Below are 17,241 nucleotides of genomic sequence, written 5' to 3'. Positions count from 1 at the left end.
GCAAGCGCGGGCAACGCCGCAGACGGCCCCAATGCGGGCCAACCCGGAGGGAAGGCATGCCAAAGCGGCCAACTCCGCGTTGCACGCCTTGTGTATGCCGACGCACACACTGCGTCGTGCGCCTTGATTTGTCCGCTTTGGCATGACTTCGCGACCCCGTAAATAGGGTGAACAGGCCCTAGCCGAGCGCCGAGAGAAAGCGCCGCACCACCGGCGCCACCTGTTGGAGATGCGTCTCGAGCAGCCAATGCCCGCCGTCGGTCATCACGAGTTCGGCCTTCGGCAGGTCGCGCAGGTAGGCGCGCCCCGAGGCCTCGGGCATGTAGCCGTCGTTCGGCCCCCAGACGATCAGCGTCGGCGGCTGGTGATCGCGCAGGTAGGCCTGGTAGCGCGGGAACCATTCGAGGTTTTCTTTCAGGCCTTCCATGAGCCGGCGCGCGAGCTCGCGGCGCTCGGGCGTGTCCATCAGCGGCCAGTGCAGCTTCCACAGGTCGGGCGGGATCTGCGCCGCCTGCGCCTCGGGCACCTCGCCGACGAACTCGGCGCGGAAACCTTCCTCGCTCACGGCCTCCTCGAGCACCGCGCGGTGCTCGGGCGAGGGGTCGCGCCAGAACGCCTGGATGGCCTCGTACTTGGGGCCGAGCGTGTCTTCGTAGATGTCGCCGTTCTGGATGAGCAGCCCCCTGATGCGCGCGGGGTCGCGGATCGCAAGGCGCAGGCCGATCTGGGAGCCGTAGTCGTGCAGCCAAATCGCATGGTGGTCGATGCCGAGCCGGTCACGGAAGGCGTCGAGGAAGGCCGCATACGCATCGAAGTCGTAGCCGAAGCTGCGGGCGTCGGGCGTGTCGCTGAGCCCGAAGCCGGGAAAGTCGGGCGCCACCAGTCGCCGGCGGTCGGCCAGCGCCGGCATGAGGCGGCGGAACTGAAACGACGAGCACGGGTAGCCGTGCGGCAGCAGCAGCACCGGCGCGTCGCGCGGGCCAGCCTCGCGGTAGAAGATCCGCATGCCGTTCACCTCGGTGAAGCGGTGTGCGACCGGATGCGTGTCGGCGTGTTCGGTCATGCAGCCATGCTGCATGCCGGTGCGGGCGCGGTTGTAGGCGGTGTTTGACGCGCCGCGTCGGTCAGGCCAGAAGGTCGGCGAGCGTCCGCGCGATCACCTTGGTGGCGCGGCGCAGGTCCTCGAGCACCACGCGCTCGTCGCTGCGCTTGGCGTGCGATTCGAGCACCGTGCGCGGACCGGCGCCGTAGATCACGCCCGGGATGCCGGCCTCGCCGTAGAGGCGCACGTCGGTGTAGAGCGGCGTGCCCATGGCCCTGACCGGCTCACCGAACAGTTCGCCGCCGTGCTTCTGGATCGCGTCGACCAGCGGCTTGTTGCCCGCGAGCGGCTTCATCGAATTGGCGAGCAGCAGGCGCTTGATCTCGACCGTGATGCCTTCGCTCTCGGCCGCGGCATCGGCGATGACCTTGCGGATCGCGGCCTCGACCTCGACCGGGTTCTCTTCGGGGATCATGCGGCGGTCGAGCTTGAAGACCACCTTGCCGGGCACGACGTTGGTGTTGGTGCCGCCTTCGATGCGCCCGACATTGAGGTACGGGTGCGTGATGCCCTCGACCTTCGACGTGACCTGGCGGTAGAGCGCGTTCTGCGCGTAGAGCGCGTTGAGGATCTTCACGGCGCCCTGCAGCGCGTCGACGCCGGTGGCCGGAATGGCCGCATGGGCCATCTTGCCGTGCACCGTCACTTCCATCTGCAGGCAGCCGTTGTGGGCCGTGACCACTTCGTAGCTGAAGCCGGCCGCGATCATCAGGTCGGGCTTGGTGAGGCCGTTCTTGAGCAGCCAGCCCGGGCCGAGGATGCCGCCGAATTCCTCGTCGTAGGTGAAGTGCAGCTCGACGCCGCCCTTCGATGGCTTTGCCACCGCCTCGAGCGCGCGCAGCGCGAAGGTGAAGCTTGCGAAGTCGCTCTTGCTGACCGCAGCGGCACGGCCGTAGAGCGCGCCGCCTTCGATCTCGCCGCCGTACGGGTCGTGCGTCCAGCCTTCGCCGGGCGGCACCACGTCGCCGTGCGCATTGAGCGCCACGGTGCGGCCACCGTCGCCGTAGCGCCGGCGCACGATCAGATTGGTGATCGATTCGAGGCCGTAGTCCTTCACTTCCTGCGCCGGCACGGCATGCTTCTCGGCTGCGAGGCCGAAGCCTTCGAGCAGCTCGGCGGTGCGCTCGGCATGCGGCGCATTGTTGCCGGGTGGCGTGTCGGTCGGTACCTGCACCAGTTGCTGCAGGAACTTCACTTCCTCGTCGAAGTGGGCGTCGATCCAGGCGTCGAGCTTGGCGTAGTCGGTCATGTCGGTTCTTCTTCGGTGAATCAGTGAGGCTGTTCGGCGGCGAGGTTGTCCAGCAGGTTCTGGAACGCCCGCACCGCGAGTTCGATGTCGTCGTTGGTGCTCGATTCGAGCGGGTTGTGGCTGATGCCCGAATTGATGCCGCGCACGAACAGCATGGCCTGCGGCATCACCTCGTGCAGCTTCATCGCATCGTGTCCGGCGCCGCTGGGCATGCGGTAGAGCGGCACGCCGAGCGCAGCCACGGCCTCTTCCCAGCGCCGCTGCCATTCGGGCGCGCTCGGGGCGGCGGCGGCACGCATCGCCTCCTCGAGCGTGTAGCGCACGCCGCGGCGTTCGGCCACCTGCTGCAGCGCGTCGAGCACGTCGCGCACCACGGCGTCGCGCTGCGGGTCGTTGGGCGCGCGGATGTCGAGGCTGAACCTGCAGCGCCCGGGCACCACGTTGATCGAGCCACCGGGCACCTCGAGCATGCCGACGGTGGCGACCGAGTCGCCATCCTTCGCGGCGCGCTCCTCGGCGCGCAGGATCAGCTCGGCCACCGCGGCCGCGGCATCGTGGCGCCGGTCCATCGGCGTGGTGCCGGCGTGGCTGGCGGTGCCGATCACCTCGCCGACGTAGCGCACGCCACCGTTGATCGAGGTGACGATGCCCAGCGGGATGTCGAGCTCGTTGAGCACCGGTCCCTGCTCGATGTGCACCTCGACGAAGCCGAGGTACTTCGAGGCATCGCGCCGGATCTTCGGGATGTCTTCCTCGCGCAAGCCCGCATGCAGGCGCGCCTCGCGCATCGTGATGCCGTCGGCGTCCTTCTGGTCGAGCCAGGCCGCATCGAAGTGGCCGATGAGCGCGCCCGAGCCGAGGAAGGTGGCCTTGTAGCGCTGGCCTTCCTCTTCGGCGAAGCCCACCACTTCGAAAGCGAACGGCAGGCGGCGGTTCTGGCGCTTGAGCTCGCGCACGCAGGCCATCGGCACGAAGATGCCGAGCCGGCCGTCGTACTTGCCGCCGTTGCGCACCGTGTCGTAGTGCGAGCCGGTCAGGAGCGCCTTGGCGCCCGGGGTGGCGCCTTCGTAGCGGCCGACCACGTTGCCGACCGCGTCGATCTCGACCGAGTCGAAGCCGCAGTCGCGCATCTCGCGCGCGATCTGCGCGGCGCAGGCGCGGTGCGCGTCGGTCAGGTAGGTGACGGTGAGCTGGCCCTTCTCGGCATAGCCCGGATCGCTGTGCACCGCGAGCGCTTCGTGCCAGTCCCACACCATGTTGCCGATCTGGGGCTCGGTTGCGAACTTGTCGTTGAGCCGGATCTCGGCGATGCGGTGAATGTTGCGCAGCGCCTCGGCGAGTTCGAAGCCCGGATGGTTGTGCAGCCGGCGTTCGAAGGTCTCGATGATCTCGCGCTTGCCGAGGCCGGTGCCACGCGGGCCGCGCACCGCCAGGATGAACGGAAAGCCGAACTTGGTGTTGTAGTCGGCATTGAGTCGCTGGATGTTCGCGAACTCTTCGGGCGTGCAATCGGTGAGCCCGGCCTTGCCTTGTTCGTTCGTCGATTCAGTGGTGAGCGTCTTGCTCACCATCGCCTTTCCGGCCAGCTCGGGGTGGGCGCGCACGAGGCCCAGCTTCTCGTCGCGCGTGGCACCGTTCACTGCCTGCGCGAGCGCATGCTTCAGGTGCGCGAGCGAACGGAACGGTCGTGCCGCCAGCGCCTTGCGCGCGATCCACGGCGAATGCTCGTAGGTGCCGTCCAGCAGCGCGACGGCTTCGTCGGCCGTGGCCGCGTTGAGTTGGTCGATGGTGAGGCTCATCATGATGCGGCTCCGGATTCGAAGGGGTGCGCCTCTTTCCAGTGGCGCGCGATGTCGATGCGGCGGCAGACCCAGACGCGGTCGTGCTGCGCGATGTGGTCGAGAAAACGCTGCAGCGCCACGATGCGGCCCGGCCGGCCGAGCAGGCGGCAGTGCATGCCGATGCTCATCATCTTCGGCGCCTCGTCGCCTTCGGCATAGAGCGCGTCGAAGCTGTCCTTCAGGTATTGGAAGAACGGGTCGGCATGCGAATAGCCCTGCGGCAGCGCGAAGCGCATGTCGTTGCAGTCGAGCGTGTAGGGCACGATGAGTTGCGGCACCACGCTGCCGTCGGTCTTCTGCACCTTCATCCAGAACGGCAGGTCGTCGCCGTAGTAGTCGCTGTCGTACTCGAAGCCGCCGTAGTCGGCCACCAGGCGGCGCGTGCGCGGGCTGTCGCGGCCGGTGTACCAACCCAGGGCACGCTCGCCCGTGAGCTTCTCGATCGCTGCCATGCCCAGGCGCATGTGCTCGCGCTCGGTGGCCTCGTCGATGTTCTGGTAGTGGATCCAGCGCCAGCCGTGGCAGGCGATCTCGTGGCCCAGTTCCTTGAAGGCCGCGGTCAGCTCGGGGAAACGCTCGAGCGCCATGCCCACGCCGAACACCGTGAGCGGCAGGCCGCGCTTCTCGAACTCGCGCAGGATGCGCCACACGCCCACGCGCGAGCCGTACTCGTAGATGCCTTCCATGCTGATGTGGCGGTCCGGAAAGCTCGCCGGATTGAACATCTCGGAGAGGAACTGCTCGGAGCCCGCATCGCCGTGCAGCGTGGCGTTCTCGCCGCCTTCCTCGTAGTTGAGGACGAACTGCACCGCGACGCGCGCCTGGCCCGGCCATTGGGCGTGCGGCGGGTTGCGGCCATAGCCGACGAGGTCGCGCGGATAGGGCAGGGTGGTGTCGTAGACGGTCATGTGAGGGCGAGGGAAATGTCGTTGGTGGGAACCTTGCGGTCGAAGGTGAGGTTGGCCTCGACGTGCTCCAGGTGCTCGGTCATGAGGCGCACCGCGCGCTCCTCGTCGCGCGCGGCCAGCGCCTTCACGATGTCGGCATGCTCGTCGTTCGAATGGGCGGCCGCGCTGGTGCTCTGGTACATCAGCGTGATGAGCGCGCAGCGCGAGATCAGCTCGCCGAGGATCTGCGCCAGCACCTGGTTGCCCATGAGCTCGGCCATGCGCACGTGGAAGTCGCCGAGCAGCTCGTTGCGGCCCGAGACGTCCTCGCCCGAGACGGCCGATTTCTCGAGCGCCACGTGTTCCTTGAGCGCCTTGATCTTGGCCGGCGTGACGGTGCGCACGAACTCGCGCGTCATCTCGGCCTCGAGCATGCGCCGCACCTTGAAGACCTGCCGCGCCTCGTCGACCGCGGGCGCGGCCACGAAGGCGCCGCGCGCGGGCTCGAGGCGGATCAGCTTGTTCTGCGACAGCTGGAACAGCGCCTGGCGCACCAGCGTGCGCGACACGCCGAAATGGTCGGCCAGCTTCTGCTCGGCCAGCTTGGTGCCGGGCTGCAGCCGGTGCTCGACGATCGCCTTGGTCAGCGCGTTGACGATCGAGCGGGTGGTGGAGGACTCCATGTTTTCATGATAGACCCAAAGACATTAACTGTATACACTTTTGTCCACCGGAATTTCCCGCAGCCTTTCTTTCGAAGGAGCCCCTCATGGGCCTGAGCACCCACGTACTGGACACGATGCACGGCGGCCCCGCGGCCGGGATGGATGTGGCGCTGTACACCACCGACGGCGACACCGCCACGCTGGTGAAGCGCTTCACGCTGAATTCGGACGGTCGCAGCGACGGTCCGCTCTACGACAACCAGTCGCTCCGGGCCGGTACCTACCGGCTGGTGTTCGACGTGGCGGGGTATTTCAAGGCGCGCGGCGTGCAGCTGCCCGAGCCGAACTTCCTCAACAAGGTGTCGCTGGACTTCGGCGTGGCGCATGCCGACCAGCACTACCACGTGCCGCTGCTCGTGAGCCCGTGGAGCTATTCCACCTACCGCGGCTCGTGAGTGCTTGTCTTTCTCCTTCCCCCGCTGGGGGAAGGCTGGGATGGGGGCAGCCCCCGCGCTCGATGGATGCGCCGCGTGCCCCCACCCCGACCCTGCCCCGAGGGGGGAGGGAGCTACTGCGCGAGCTGGCCTTCGGTCAGCGTGTCGAGTTGGAAGCGCCCGCTCTTGTCCCACAGCCAGGTGTCGGTCCAGGTCACCGCGCCCAGTCGCGTGGCGGCCGGGAAGGGCGCGGCCTGGAGCACGGCGCGCTCGATCTCGGCGATGACCTCGGGTGCATGCTTCGGCGCGCGCAGCCAGTGCATCGAAACCACCTTGCCGCCGGCATCGAGATTCACCTGCAGCGTGCCGACCGCATACAGCAGCGGCGGCAACTGGCCGCCGTAGACGCGCGAACTGTTGATCTCGTAGATGTGGCGCGCGGCGTCGCGGCGGTAGTCGCGCGCGCTCGATGCGCCCGATGCGCGTGGCGCGGGGCCGCCAGCGCTGCGCTCGGCGGTGGCGCTGCTCAACTGGCCAGGCACCGATCCGGTGGTGCCGCATCCGGCCAGCCAGAGGGCGCAAAGGGACGAGGCGAGCAGGGCAAGGCGGCGCGGCGTAAGCTGAAGATTCATCGCCGGGGTTATACCGTGACTCCCGCGGTGCCCCGCAACCGAAGGTATTTGCCATGAGCGGTACGCTCGATCCCCTGCTGGCCCGTCTTGAGCGCGAGGACGCGGTGCTCGTGCGGGTCGAATCGACGCAAGGCTCGGCGCCGCGCGAGGCCGGCACCTGGATGGCGGTCTGGGCCGACGCGATCGCGGGCACCATCGGCGGCGGGCAGCTCGAGTTCCAGGCGATCCAGGCCGCGCGCGACATGCTGGCCGGCGGGCCCTCGATCGATGGCATCCGGCGCTATCCGCTCGGCCCGAGCCTGGGACAGTGCTGCGGCGGCGTGATGTTCCTGTCGTACCGCCGCATCACGGCGGCCGATGCGCCGGCCCTGCAGCGCGAACTCGTGGCGCAGATGCATCCGGTGGCGCTGTTCGGCGGCGGCCACGTGGGCGCCGCGCTCGCGCGGCTGCTCGCAGGCCTGCCGTTCCGGGTGCGCTGGATCGACAGCCGCGACGGCGTGTTTCCCGAGGCGCTGCCCGCGCAGGTCGAGACCGAGCATTCCGACCCGGTGCAGGATGCGGTGGCCGGGCTCGCCCCGGACAGCCGCGTGCTGATCATGAGCTTCAGCCATGCCGAGGACCTCGACATCGTGATCGCCTGCCTCAAGCGCCTGCGCGAACGCGGCGACCTGCCCTATGTCGGGCTGATCGGCAGCAAGACGAAATGGGCCACGTTTCGCCACCGGCTCGAGGCGCGCGGCTTCGGGCCCGACGAACTCGCGCGCATCACCTGCCCGATCGGCGTGCCCGGCATCACCGGCAAGGAGCCCGAGGTGATCGCGGTGGCGGTGGCGGCACAGTTGTTGCAATCGCTCGGATGAACAGGGTTTTCCCGGCAGCGGGGCCCTCAAAAAATCGACCCGCCATCCGTCAAAACTGTATACACTTTCGGTCCACAAGTCCCCGCCGCAGCGGAGCGAGGCCCATCCGGAGCCTGCGTTCGCGGCACTTTCTCTGCTTACAGCGCCCGCAGTGGTGAGCAGGCTGAAGAAGAAACCCGTGCCCGGCGTGCCCCCGCGCCGAACGGGCTGAGAGAGCACCCCATGGAAAGCTACTACCTCGACTGGGCCAACCTGCTGCTGCGTTGGGTCCACGTCATCACGGCCATCGCGTGGATCGGCGCGTCGTTCTACTTCGTGATGCTGGACAACAGCCTCGAGAAGCCGCAGGACGCCGAATCGCTCGACAAGGGCGTGGGCGGCGAACAATGGGCCGTGCACGGCGGCGGCTTCTACAACATGCAGAAGTACGCGCTGGCGCCCAAGAAGCTGCCGGACCACCTGCACTGGTCGTACTGGGAGAGCTACAGCACGTGGATCACGGGCTTCGCGCTCTTCACCATGTCGTACCTCTGGAACGCCAGCACCTACCTGATCGACAAGTCGAAGATGGACTGGCAGCCCGGCGCGGCCATCGGCGTGGCGCTGGCCTTCTTCGTCGTGTTCTGGATGGTCTACGACGGCATCTGCCAGGTCTTCGGCCGCCGCAAGAATGGCGACACCATCGTGGGCGTGCTGATCGCGCTTTTCATCGTGTTCGCGACCTGGCTCGCCTGCCAGTGGTTCGCGGGCCGCGCGGCCTTCCTGCTGGTGGGCGCGATGATGGCCACCACGATGAGCGGCAACGTGTTCTTCTGGATCATCCCGGGCCAGCGCAAGAACGTGCAGGCACTGCGCGAAGGCCGCCCGGTCGACCCGGTGCACGGCCAGCGCGGCAAGCAGCGCAGCGTGCACAACACCTACTTCACGCTGCCGGTGCTGTTCGCGATGCTGAGCAACCACTACAGCTTCACCTACACGCACGAGCACAACTGGATCGTGCTGCTGCTCATCATGCTGGGCGGCGCGGCGATCCGGCAGTTCTTCGTGGTGCGCCACCGCTTCAAGCTCGGCAATGCGCGCAACCCGCTGCCCTATGCGCTGATCGGCATCGTGGTGCTCGGCCTCACGATCGTGTGGATGAAGCCCAAGCCCGCGGCGGCCCCTGCCGCGGGCGCGGCCGCCGCACCGGCCGTGGCGTTCCAGGACGTGCAGAAGGTGCTCGAGCAGCGCTGCTACATGTGCCACGGCGCCGGCGTGCAGATGAAGAACGTGCGCGTCGACACGCCCGACCAGGTGGCCGCGCATGCGCAGGCGATCTACCAGCAGGTGACGGTCACGAAGATCATGCCGATGAACAACGCCACGGGCATGACCGACGAGGAGCGCGCGCTGATCGGCCGCTGGTTCCAGGCCGGCGCAAAAACCAAGTAAGCAGAAAAACGGCGACCGCGGTCAAGAGTCCGGTTCGTGGTTCGCCGCACAATCGCAGGCAGGAGACACAAGCCAAGCATGACCGCATCGACCCTGCCTGCCGCCCCCGATCCGCGCCAAGAACCGCGCGCCTTTCTTGAACATCTTTATCGCGTGGCAGTCGACCGCGCGCTGCCGCTGTCAACGCTCGGCGCGCACCTGCCGAAGCCGCCCAAGGGCCGAACGCTGGTGCTCGGCGCGGGCAAGGCCGGCGCCTCGATGGTGCAGGCGCTCGAGGCGCTGTGGCCGGCCGATGCGCCGCTCGCGGGCCTGGTCGTCACGCGCTATGGTCACATCCCGCCGCGCCCCGAAGGCGTGCCCGAGCGCATCGAGATCGTCGAGGCCGCGCATCCCGTGCCCGATGCGGCCGGGCAGCAGGCCGCAGCGCGCATCCTCGCGCTCGCCGAAGGGCTCACGGCCGACGACCTGGTGCTGTGCCTGATCTCGGGCGGCGGTTCGTCGCTGCTGGTGCTGCCGGCCGAGGGCCTCACGCTCGAGGACAAGCAGCGCATCAACAAGCAGCTGCTCGACAGCGGCGCGCACATCGGCGAGATGAACTGCGTGCGCAAGCACCTGTCGCGCATCAAGGGCGGCCGGCTGGCCGCGGCCTGCGCGCCGGCGCGGGTGGTCACGCTCACGATCAGCGACGTGCCCGGCGACGATCCGGCCGTGATCGCGAGCGGCCCCACCGTGCCCGACGCCACCACCTGCGCCGAGGCGCTGGCGATCCTCGACCGCTACCGCATCGAGGTGCCGCCGCCCGTGCGCGCGCAGCTCGAAAGCGGCGAACTCGAAACGCCGAAGCCGGGCGACACGGTGTTCGCGGGCCACGAGGTCCACATGATCGCCACGCCGCAACAGTCGCTCGAAGCCGCCGCCGCGGCGGCGCGCGCGGCCGGCATCGAGGCCCACATCCTCAGCGACGAGATCGAGGGCGAATCGCGCGAGGTCGGCAAGGTGCATGCCGCGCTGGCGCGTGCCGTGGCACACCGCGGCCAGCCGTTCGCCCGGCCTTGCGTGCTGCTCTCGGGCGGCGAGACCACGGTCACGGTGCGTGCGCGCCAGCCGGGCCAGGCCAAGGGCCGCGGCGGGCGCGCGGGCGAGCTCTGCATGGGACTGGCCGGCGCGCTCATGGGCCAGCAACAGGTCTGGGCGCTGGCGGCCGACACCGACGGCATCGACGGCGTGGAGGACAACGCCGGCGCCTTCGTCACGCCCGACACGCTGGCGCGCGCAGCGGCGGCCGGCCGCAAGCTGTCGGACCACCTCGACCGCAACGACGCCTACGGCTTCTTCGACGCCATCGGCGACCTGTTCGTCACCGGGCCGACGAACACCAACGTGAACGACTTCCGGGCGCTGCTCATTCTTTAAGCAGTGCGACCGCGCGGCCGGCGAGGTCGGCGAACTCGGGTTAATCTACGCCCTGGCGGTGCATTGCCACCGCCGCCGCTGGCGCACCACGATGGTGCCGCATCGCGTATCCAGATTCATCCCCCGTTTTCAATCATCCCGTCCCGAAGGAATAGCTCGTCATGACCTCCACCTACACCGACACCCGCCTGCTGATCGACAACGAATGGGTCGATGCCACCGGCGGCAAGACGCTGGACGTCGTGAACCCTGCCACCGGCAAGGCCATCGGCAAGGTGGCGCATGCCAGCATCGCCGACCTCGACCGCGCACTGGCTGCTGCACAGCGCGGCTTCGAAGCCTGGCGCAGCACGCCGGCCCACGAGCGCGCCGCCGTCATGCGCCGCGCCGCCGGCCTGATTCGCGAGCGCGCCGGCGACATCGCCAAGCTGTTGACGCAGGAGCAGGGCAAGCCGCTCGCCGAAGCCAAGGGCGAGACCCTGGCCGCGGCCGACATCATCGAATGGTTCGCCGACGAAGGCCGCCGCGTCTACGGCCGCATCGTGCCCTCGCGCAACCTGGCCGCGCAGCAGCTCGTGATCAAGGAGCCGCTGGGCCCGGTCGCCGCGTTCACGCCGTGGAACTTCCCGATCAACCAGGTGGTGCGCAAGCTCGGCGCCGCGCTGGCCACCGGCTGCTCGTTCCTCGTGAAGGCACCCGAGGAAACCCCGGCCTCGCCCGCCGAACTGCTGCGCGCCTTCGTCGACGCCGGCATTCCGCCCGGCACCGTGGGCCTGGTGTTCGGCAACCCGGCCGAGATCTCGAACTACCTGATCGCGCACCCGATCATCCGCAAGGTCACCTTCACCGGCTCCACCCCGGTCGGCAAGCAGCTCGCCGCGCTGGCGGGCTCGCACATGAAGCGCGTGACGATGGAGCTGGGCGGCCATGCCCCCGTGATCGTGGCCGAGGACGCCGACGTGGCCCTGGCCGTCAAGGCCGCCGGTGCCGCCAAGTTCCGCAACGCGGGCCAGGTCTGCATCTCGCCTACGCGCTTCCTGGTGCACAACAGCGTGCGCGAGGAATTCGCCAAGGCCATGGTCAAGCATGCCGAGGGCCTGAAGCTCGGCGACGGCCTCGCCGAGGGCACCACGCTCGGCCCGCTCGCCAATGCCCGCCGGCTCACGGCCATGGCCCACGTGCTCGAAGACGCGCGCAAGAAGGGCGCCACCGTGGCGACCGGCGGCGAACGCGTCGGCGACTCGGGCAACTTCTTCGCGCCCACGGTGCTGACCGACGTGCCGCTCGATGCCGACGTGTTCAATAACGAACCCTTCGGCCCGATCGCGGCGATCCGCGGCTTCGACACGCTCGACGAAGCCATCGCCGAAGCCAACCGCCTGCCGTTCGGCCTGGCCGGCTACGCCTTCACCAAGTCGATCAAGAACGCGCACCTGCTGAGCCAGAAGCTCGAGCTCGGCATGCTCTGGATCAACCAGCCGGCCACCCCGTCGCCGGAAATGCCGTTCGGCGGCGTGAAGGATTCGGGCTATGGCTCGGAAGGCGGCCCCGAGGCACTCGAGGCCTATCTCAACACCAAGGCGGTGTCGATCCTCGGCGTCTGAGACGCCGGCGCGGCATCCGTGCCGCGCTGAAAAAAAAGCGGCACCGCTGTAACGCGGTGCCGCTTTTTTTATGGCATCTGGCACTCAGCGCTCGGAAGGCCCAGGCGAAGCATCGACCAGGCGCAGGTAGCTGCGGATGCGCCGCGTGGTCCACAGCGCGGCGGCCTGGTCCAGCGCGCCGCCCGCAGAGGGCGCCTCGCTGCCGGGAGGGGGCGCGGCACGACCTGGCGCACGCAGCTCTGCCGCCTGCACGTGCGGCCGCACCTGCTGCACGGCTTGTTGTTGCTGCTGCTGCTCTTGTTGCTGCTGCAACGGACGACGGTAAAACTGACGCATGACAAGGCTCCTTCGCGAAGAGGGAAACCTCGTGGCATGACCACGCAAGCTGACTTGAAACGTCAGCGACGAGAACGGGCGGAAATCGGGAGGGGAGCCGCTTGCCGTGAAAGGCAAGGGGCGCGCTGCGGGCACACAGGCTGCAGCGCGGGAGAAGCCTGCGCTAGAGAGCCGGGTGTGTCACGCCTGCCGAGGCACGCGTCTTGTCACTGATCCAACTGGCACTGTCCACGCACGAGGCTCCGAAGTGAAGATTTCACAATTGTTGCATTGCATCATGGGTGCGTCAACCCGAAGACCGGACATGAACGAAGGTCAGTCGCGCGTGCACTCGAACCGCACGCCCTGCTCGGCCTGCGCCCTGCCGAGCCATTTCGGCGTGGCGTTTCGCGCGCGGCAGTAGTCGTCGGCCTGCACATACGTCATGGCGCGCAAGGCGCCGTCGCCAAGCGGCACCACTTCGTTGGGGGCCGCGCAACCGGCGGCGGCGAGCAATGCGAGCGGAAGGAGAAGAATGCGCCAGGTCATCCGGCCATTCTAAGCAGCCGGGGTGCCGGGCGCCTCGCACAGCGCCCGGATCTGCGGCGGGATCGGCACCGCGCGAATGCCGCCACCCTCGCGCTTCGCCGCAAAGATGCGCACTTCCTCGCACTCGAGGATCAGGTCGTCGCCGCGCGTCACGCGGTAGGCCTGCACGAAGCTCTTCTCGCGCCATTCGGTCACGCGCACCGCCACCTGCAGCGTGTCGCCGTAGCTCGCGGCCTTGACGAAGCGCGTGTGCGTGTCGACCAGCGGCGTGCCGATCACGCCGAGCGTCTTGGCGGTGTCTTCCCAGCGCGGCACGCCGCATTCGGCAAAGAAATGGCGCGACGCCGCATCGATCCAGCGGAAGAAGTTGGGAAACCAGACGATGCCGGCGGGGTCGCAGTCGCCGAATTCGACGCGCACGGTGTAGACGATGGAGGGTGCGTTGCTGCTTGTTGTCATGCGGTCATTTTCGTTGGGAGCAAACGGGGCGCTGGCTCGGGCTTGTCGACGTGCCGCAGGCCGAGTTCGGCCACGCAGGCGGTGCCCACGAGGGTCATCGTCCGCTCGGTTTCGGCCGCGAGCAGCTGCAGCACGGCGCGCGCACCGTCTTCGCCGCCGCTCGCAAGGCCGAACAGCGGCGCCCGGCCCACCAGCGCCGCGCGCGCACCGAGCGCGAGCGCCTTCACCACGTCGCTGCCGCGCCGGATGCCGCCGTCCACCAGCACCGGGATGCGTCCGCCCACGGCGTCGAGGATGGCGGGCAGCGCGCCGATGCTGGCCGGGGCCGCATCGAGCTGGCGCCCGCCGTGGTTCGACACCACGATGCCGTCCGCGCCGTGTTGCAGCGCCCGCCGCGCATCCGCGACACCCAGCAGGCCCTTGACCAGCAGCGGCCCGTCCCAGAGGCTGCGCAGCCAGCCGAGGCTTTCCCAGGTGAGGCCGCGGTCCATCGTGCGCGAGAGCAGCGCGGCCTGGGCCTGGGCGTCGACCGGCGTGTCGCCGTCGGGCAGCAGGTTGACGAACTGCGGCGTGCCGCCGCGCGCCTGCCGCAGCAGCCACGCGGGGTGCAGCGCCATGTCGGCGAGCGTGCGCGGCGTCAGGCGCATCGGCACGCGGAAGCCGTGGCGCAGGTCGCGCTCGCGCAGCCCGCCCACCGGCACGTCGACGGTGAGCACCAGTGCCTCGAAACCGGCCGCGCGGGCACGCCGCACCACGCGCTCGGCGATCGCGCGCTCGCCCATCACGTAGAGCTGCATCCAGAGCATGGCGTCGGGTGCGGCCGCGCGCACGTCCTCGATGCGGGTGTTCGACGCGGTCGAGAGGATGAAGGGCACGCCCGCGGCCTGCGCGGCGCGCGCCATCAGCGCATCCGCGCGCGGGCGCACCAGCCCCGCAAGGCCGATCGGCGCAACCGCGAAGGGCGCCTGCCATCGGCGCTCGAAGAGTTCGATGCCGATGTCCATCGCGCGGGTGTCGCGCAGGCATTCGGGCACCAGCGGCAGCGCCGCGAGCGCGTCGAGGTTGCGCTGCATGCAGCGTTCGTCTTCCGCGCCGCCGTCGACATAGTCGAACACCAGGCGCGGCAGTACCCGGCGCGCGCGGCGCCGGTGGTCGTCCACATTGAGCAGCGACATCAGTCGGAGACGATCTTCCGCTCGCGGATCACTGCGCCGAAGCGCTCGGAATCGGCCGCGGCGCGTTGCTGGAACGCGGCCGGCGAACCGGGCAGCGCCTCGCCGCCGAGCGCCGCGATGCGCTCCTGCACGGCCGGCATCGCCAGCGTGCGGTTGATCTGCGTGTTGAGCAGCGCCACCACCTCGGGCGGCGTGCCGGCCGGCGCGTAGAAACCGAACACGGTGTCGGCGTCGAAGCCGCGCAGGCCGGCCTCGTCGAGCGTGGGCACCTGCGGGAAGAGCGCCGAGCGCTTGGGGCTGCCCACGGCGAGCAGCCGGAGCTTGCCCGCGCGCACCTGCCCGAGCGCGATGCCGGGGTCGAAGACATAGTCGATCTGCCCGGCCAGCAGGTCCTGCAGCGCCGGTGCGGCGCCGCGGTAGGGCACGTGCAGCGCGAACACGCCCGCCTGGCTCTTGAACATCTCGCCCGCGAGGTGCGGCGAGCTGCCGTTGCCGGGCGACCCGTACGACAGCTTGCCGGGGTTGGCTTTCAGGTGCGCGATGAACTGCGCCACGTCCGTCGGCGGCAACGAGGGCCGCGCGACCAGGAACACCAGCACGCGCGCGGCCGCGGCCACCGGCGTCAGGTCCTTCGCCGGGTCGAAGCTCATGCGCTGGTAGATGTGCGGGTTCACCGACACCATGCCGCCCGAGCTCATGAGCAGCGTGTAGCCATCGGCCGGGGCGCGCGCGACGACCTCGCCGCCGAGGTTGCCGTTGGCGCCCGCGCGGTTCTCGATCACCACGGGCTGCTTCAACAGCTCCTGCAGCGGCTGCGAGACGGCCCGCGCGATCTGGTCCGCCGCACCGCCGGCCGGGAAGTTGACGATCACCTTGATCGGCTTGGCCGGCCAGTCGGCGGCATGGGCCGGCGCCAACAGCGCGGCGGCGGCGAGCCACGGCAGGCCAAGGCGCCGCAGCAGGGGAGTGGGGTTGATGAACATCGTGTGTCTCCTTTTTTTTGGAATCAAACCTTGAGCGTCGGCGGGCGCTTCATCCAGCGGATGGGCTGCGCCTGCACCGGCCGCGGCGCCGCGCCATGGCGCACCAGCGCCGCGTCGAGCGCCTTGCCGCCCTCGTCCGCGAGCGCCGCTTCACGGGCCGCGGCAATGGCCTCGGCGCGGGCCGCAGCGGGCAGGCCCGGGCGGCCCGCGAGTTCGTCGATCACGTGCAGCAGGTTGTGCTTGCCGCGTTCGTTGGTGCTGCCGTAGCCCTTGATGAGCCGGCCGCACAGTGCCAGCTCGCGCCCGAGCGTCCAGCCCTCGCGCGTGCCGCGTTCCACGGCCGCGAGCCAGCGCTCGATCAGCGCCTGCTCCTCGGCGAAGCGGCTGCCGCGGCGGCGCAGCCACTTGAGCGAGGACAAGAGGCGCAGCGACGCCATGCCGAGCACCGAGTGGCTGCCGACCTTGAGCGGCATCGACCACGGTTCGCGCCCTCGCGCCTGCCGCTTCCGGTCCCACGCCGCCACGCGGCGCGCGAGCGCGGGCGGCAGCAGCGCCGCGAACTCGGCCGAGCCGGGCTTGAAGTGGTCGTAGACCTTCAGGATGTCGTCGCTGCCCGCACGCACCTCGGCGCGCACGCGCTCGGCGCGGCTCGCGCGGCCCTTGAGCGCCGCGACCCGAACGATGTCGTCGAAGGCCATCCACAGCGCGAGCCAGCGCGCGACCTCGCGCGTGATCGCGAAGCCCTGCGCGCCCGACGGATCGGCCGCGCGTTCGGCATCGAGCAGCTTCGCGAGCCGGTCGGCGTAGAGCGCTGCGTAGGCGGCGTCCTGGTAGTCGCACACGCGCGCATGGCCGAGCGCGAGCATGTCGTGCACCGCGGGCGGAAAGCGCTGCGCGAGGTCGGCCGGCAGCGCGCGTGCCGGCGGTGGCGCCTCGCTGCCCTCGGCGGCGAGCACGCTGCTCACGAACGCAGCCTGCGCACGCGGCGCATGCACGGCGCCGAAGGCGGCAGCGAATCCGCGCAGGCTGGCGGCGGCCATCCTGCCGAGCTTCTCGGGTGCGCTGCCCCCGCGCACCACGTGCTCGTAGGCCTCGCGCGGAAACGGGAACAGTCCGCTGCCCGCGACGGCGCCGAGCATCACCGCGCTGACCACGGTGCCGGCTTCGCGCGCGATGGCGTTCATGTCGAACACATGGTGCTCGCGGCTGAAGGCCTTGACCACGTCGAACAGGCGCTCGGCGTCGGCGCGGCCGTCGCCGGGCACCATGCGCTCGGCCGTGGTGAGGATGCGCGCCGACGAGCTGATGACCAGCGTGCGCAGCGGCGCGCTCATGCCGTTGCCGATCTGGCGCGCGGTCTCGAGCAGCTCCGAGGAGACGATCGCATCGAGCGCGCCCGGCACCGGGCTCAGGCTGAACACCGGGCGCCGCCCGCCGAGCTGCGCGAGCGGCACGGGAAAGACCTCGATGTAGTAGGTGGTGGCACCGGTGCGCTGCGCGACGCCGGGAATCGAGGTGCTCTGCGCCGCGTAGCCCGCGTGGCGCGCGGTCTCGACCAGCCATTCGGTCAGCACGCCGCCGCCTTCGCCGCCGAGGGCGCAGACGAGCAGGGTGATGGGTTGTGCGTTGTTCATCGTCATGT

At 69.5% G+C, this 17,241-nt stretch carries 17 protein-coding genes; 5 read left to right on the top strand and 12 right to left on the bottom strand.

Annotation, left to right across the window (positions count from 1 at the left end):
* Positions 1–178 precede the first annotated feature (178 nt).
* The 5 genes from AC3A6J_RS02855 to AC3A6J_RS02835 all read right to left on the bottom strand — a co-directional run bounded on the left by AC3A6J_RS02855 (position 179) and on the right by AC3A6J_RS02835 (position 5,762).
* On the bottom strand, positions 179–1,063 hold the full coding sequence (locus tag AC3A6J_RS02855; RefSeq protein ID WP_487858381.1) for an alpha/beta fold hydrolase: 885 nt from the start codon (positions 1,061–1,063) through the stop codon (positions 179–181).
* 61 nt (positions 1,064–1,124) lie between these two features.
* Positions 1,125–2,351: a M20 family metallopeptidase gene (locus tag AC3A6J_RS02850; RefSeq protein WP_487858380.1), complete on the bottom strand. Its 1,227-nt coding sequence runs from the start codon at positions 2,349–2,351 to the stop codon at positions 1,125–1,127.
* A 20-nt stretch (positions 2,352–2,371) separates the two neighbouring features.
* Entirely contained in the window at positions 2,372–4,150 is a 1,779-nt protein-coding gene (gene uraD / locus AC3A6J_RS02845) for a 2-oxo-4-hydroxy-4-carboxy-5-ureidoimidazoline decarboxylase (protein ID WP_487858629.1), read from the bottom strand.
* Positions 4,150–5,100, bottom strand: a complete 951-nt coding sequence (gene puuE, locus AC3A6J_RS02840; RefSeq protein ID WP_487858379.1) for an allantoinase PuuE — start codon at positions 5,098–5,100, stop codon at positions 4,150–4,152. Before puuE ends, uraD begins: the two co-directional genes overlap by 1 nt.
* The gene (locus AC3A6J_RS02835) at positions 5,097–5,762 is read right to left on the bottom strand and encodes a GntR family transcriptional regulator (protein ID WP_487858378.1); all 666 of its coding nucleotides are present in this window, start codon (positions 5,760–5,762) and stop codon (positions 5,097–5,099) included. Before AC3A6J_RS02835 ends, puuE begins: the two co-directional genes overlap by 4 nt.
* 86 nt (positions 5,763–5,848) lie before the next feature.
* On the opposite strand from AC3A6J_RS02835, the gene uraH reads away from it, so the two are divergent.
* Positions 5,849–6,199 (top strand): hydroxyisourate hydrolase, encoded by a 351-nt coding sequence (gene uraH, locus AC3A6J_RS02830; protein WP_487858377.1) that lies wholly within the window; start codon positions 5,849–5,851, stop codon positions 6,197–6,199.
* A gap of 113 nt (positions 6,200–6,312) precedes the next feature.
* On the opposite strand, the gene AC3A6J_RS02825 is transcribed toward uraH, so the two are convergent.
* Positions 6,313–6,810, bottom strand: a complete 498-nt coding sequence (locus AC3A6J_RS02825) for a hypothetical protein (protein WP_487858376.1) — start codon at positions 6,808–6,810, stop codon at positions 6,313–6,315.
* Between the two features lie 53 nt (positions 6,811–6,863).
* Between AC3A6J_RS02825 and xdhC the strand changes: the two genes are divergently transcribed.
* The 4 genes from xdhC to AC3A6J_RS02805 all read left to right on the top strand — a co-directional run bounded on the left by xdhC (position 6,864) and on the right by AC3A6J_RS02805 (position 12,118).
* Complete coding sequence (gene xdhC, locus AC3A6J_RS02820) at positions 6,864–7,670, top strand: xanthine dehydrogenase accessory protein XdhC (RefSeq protein WP_487858375.1); 807 nt, start codon at positions 6,864–6,866, stop codon at positions 7,668–7,670.
* A gap of 222 nt (positions 7,671–7,892) precedes the next feature.
* Positions 7,893–9,101: a urate hydroxylase PuuD gene (locus AC3A6J_RS02815; protein WP_487858374.1), complete on the top strand. Its 1,209-nt coding sequence runs from the start codon at positions 7,893–7,895 to the stop codon at positions 9,099–9,101.
* A 78-nt stretch (positions 9,102–9,179) separates the two neighbouring features.
* On the top strand, positions 9,180–10,514 hold the full coding sequence (locus AC3A6J_RS02810) for a glycerate kinase type-2 family protein (RefSeq protein ID WP_487858373.1): 1,335 nt from the start codon (positions 9,180–9,182) through the stop codon (positions 10,512–10,514).
* A 161-nt stretch (positions 10,515–10,675) separates the two neighbouring features.
* On the top strand, positions 10,676–12,118 hold the full coding sequence (locus AC3A6J_RS02805) for an NAD-dependent succinate-semialdehyde dehydrogenase (protein ID WP_487858372.1): 1,443 nt from the start codon (positions 10,676–10,678) through the stop codon (positions 12,116–12,118).
* 84 nt (positions 12,119–12,202) lie between these two features.
* On the opposite strand, the gene AC3A6J_RS02800 is transcribed toward AC3A6J_RS02805, so the two are convergent.
* From AC3A6J_RS02800 to AC3A6J_RS02775, 6 genes are all read right to left on the bottom strand, one after another.
* Complete coding sequence (locus AC3A6J_RS02800; RefSeq protein ID WP_487858371.1) at positions 12,203–12,454, bottom strand: hypothetical protein; 252 nt, start codon at positions 12,452–12,454, stop codon at positions 12,203–12,205.
* Between the two features lie 315 nt (positions 12,455–12,769).
* A complete protein-coding gene (locus AC3A6J_RS02795) occupies positions 12,770–12,982 on the bottom strand; it encodes a hypothetical protein (RefSeq protein WP_487858370.1) in 213 nt (70 codons plus the stop codon).
* A gap of 9 nt (positions 12,983–12,991) precedes the next feature.
* On the bottom strand, positions 12,992–13,441 hold the full coding sequence (locus tag AC3A6J_RS02790) for an acyl-CoA thioesterase (RefSeq protein ID WP_487858369.1): 450 nt from the start codon (positions 13,439–13,441) through the stop codon (positions 12,992–12,994).
* Positions 13,438–14,616, bottom strand: coding sequence for an alpha-hydroxy acid oxidase (locus tag AC3A6J_RS02785; RefSeq protein ID WP_487858368.1), 1,179 nt, complete (start codon positions 14,614–14,616; stop codon positions 13,438–13,440). The genes AC3A6J_RS02790 and AC3A6J_RS02785 overlap by 4 nt, the downstream gene beginning before the upstream one ends.
* A complete protein-coding gene (locus AC3A6J_RS02780) occupies positions 14,616–15,599 on the bottom strand; it encodes a Bug family tripartite tricarboxylate transporter substrate binding protein (protein ID WP_487858367.1) in 984 nt (327 codons plus the stop codon). Before AC3A6J_RS02780 ends, AC3A6J_RS02785 begins: the two co-directional genes overlap by 1 nt.
* A 23-nt stretch (positions 15,600–15,622) precedes the next feature.
* On the bottom strand, positions 15,623–17,233 hold the full coding sequence (locus AC3A6J_RS02775; protein WP_487858366.1) for an indolepyruvate oxidoreductase subunit beta family protein: 1,611 nt from the start codon (positions 17,231–17,233) through the stop codon (positions 15,623–15,625).
* Positions 17,234–17,241: the final 8 nt, after the last annotated feature.

Source organism: Variovorax sp. Soil_C_39 (assembly GCF_057656815.1).
The sequence above is the reverse complement of the archived record's forward strand: the minus strand, read 5'-3'. Positions and strand labels throughout refer to the sequence as shown.

What these genes read in the sequence shown, in the direction of transcription:
- AC3A6J_RS02855 (WP_487858381.1), bottom strand. Translation starts at nt 1,063, where the DNA reads ATGACCGAACACGCCGACACGCATCCGGTCGCACACCGCTTCACCGAG.
- AC3A6J_RS02850 (WP_487858380.1), bottom strand. Translation starts at nt 2,351, where the DNA reads ATGACCGACTACGCCAAGCTCGACGCCTGGATCGACGCCCACTTCGAC.
- uraD (WP_487858629.1), bottom strand. Translation starts at nt 4,150, where the DNA reads ATGAGCCTCACCATCGACCAACTCAACGCGGCCACGGCCGACGAAGCC.
- puuE (WP_487858379.1), bottom strand. Translation starts at nt 5,100, where the DNA reads ATGACCGTCTACGACACCACCCTGCCCTATCCGCGCGACCTCGTCGGC.
- AC3A6J_RS02835 (WP_487858378.1), bottom strand. Translation starts at nt 5,762, where the DNA reads ATGGAGTCCTCCACCACCCGCTCGATCGTCAACGCGCTGACCAAGGCG.
- uraH (WP_487858377.1), top strand. Translation starts at nt 5,849, where the DNA reads ATGGGCCTGAGCACCCACGTACTGGACACGATGCACGGCGGCCCCGCG.
- AC3A6J_RS02825 (WP_487858376.1), bottom strand. Translation starts at nt 6,810, where the DNA reads ATGAATCTTCAGCTTACGCCGCGCCGCCTTGCCCTGCTCGCCTCGTCC.
- xdhC (WP_487858375.1), top strand. Translation starts at nt 6,864, where the DNA reads ATGAGCGGTACGCTCGATCCCCTGCTGGCCCGTCTTGAGCGCGAGGAC.
- AC3A6J_RS02815 (WP_487858374.1), top strand. Translation starts at nt 7,893, where the DNA reads ATGGAAAGCTACTACCTCGACTGGGCCAACCTGCTGCTGCGTTGGGTC.
- AC3A6J_RS02810 (WP_487858373.1), top strand. Translation starts at nt 9,180, where the DNA reads ATGACCGCATCGACCCTGCCTGCCGCCCCCGATCCGCGCCAAGAACCG.
- AC3A6J_RS02805 (WP_487858372.1), top strand. Translation starts at nt 10,676, where the DNA reads ATGACCTCCACCTACACCGACACCCGCCTGCTGATCGACAACGAATGG.
- AC3A6J_RS02800 (WP_487858371.1), bottom strand. Translation starts at nt 12,454, where the DNA reads ATGCGTCAGTTTTACCGTCGTCCGTTGCAGCAGCAACAAGAGCAGCAG.
- AC3A6J_RS02795 (WP_487858370.1), bottom strand. Translation starts at nt 12,982, where the DNA reads ATGACCTGGCGCATTCTTCTCCTTCCGCTCGCATTGCTCGCCGCCGCC.
- AC3A6J_RS02790 (WP_487858369.1), bottom strand. Translation starts at nt 13,441, where the DNA reads ATGACAACAAGCAGCAACGCACCCTCCATCGTCTACACCGTGCGCGTC.
- AC3A6J_RS02785 (WP_487858368.1), bottom strand. Translation starts at nt 14,616, where the DNA reads ATGTCGCTGCTCAATGTGGACGACCACCGGCGCCGCGCGCGCCGGGTA.
- AC3A6J_RS02780 (WP_487858367.1), bottom strand. Translation starts at nt 15,599, where the DNA reads ATGTTCATCAACCCCACTCCCCTGCTGCGGCGCCTTGGCCTGCCGTGG.
- AC3A6J_RS02775 (WP_487858366.1), bottom strand. Translation starts at nt 17,233, where the DNA reads ATGAACAACGCACAACCCATCACCCTGCTCGTCTGCGCCCTCGGCGGC.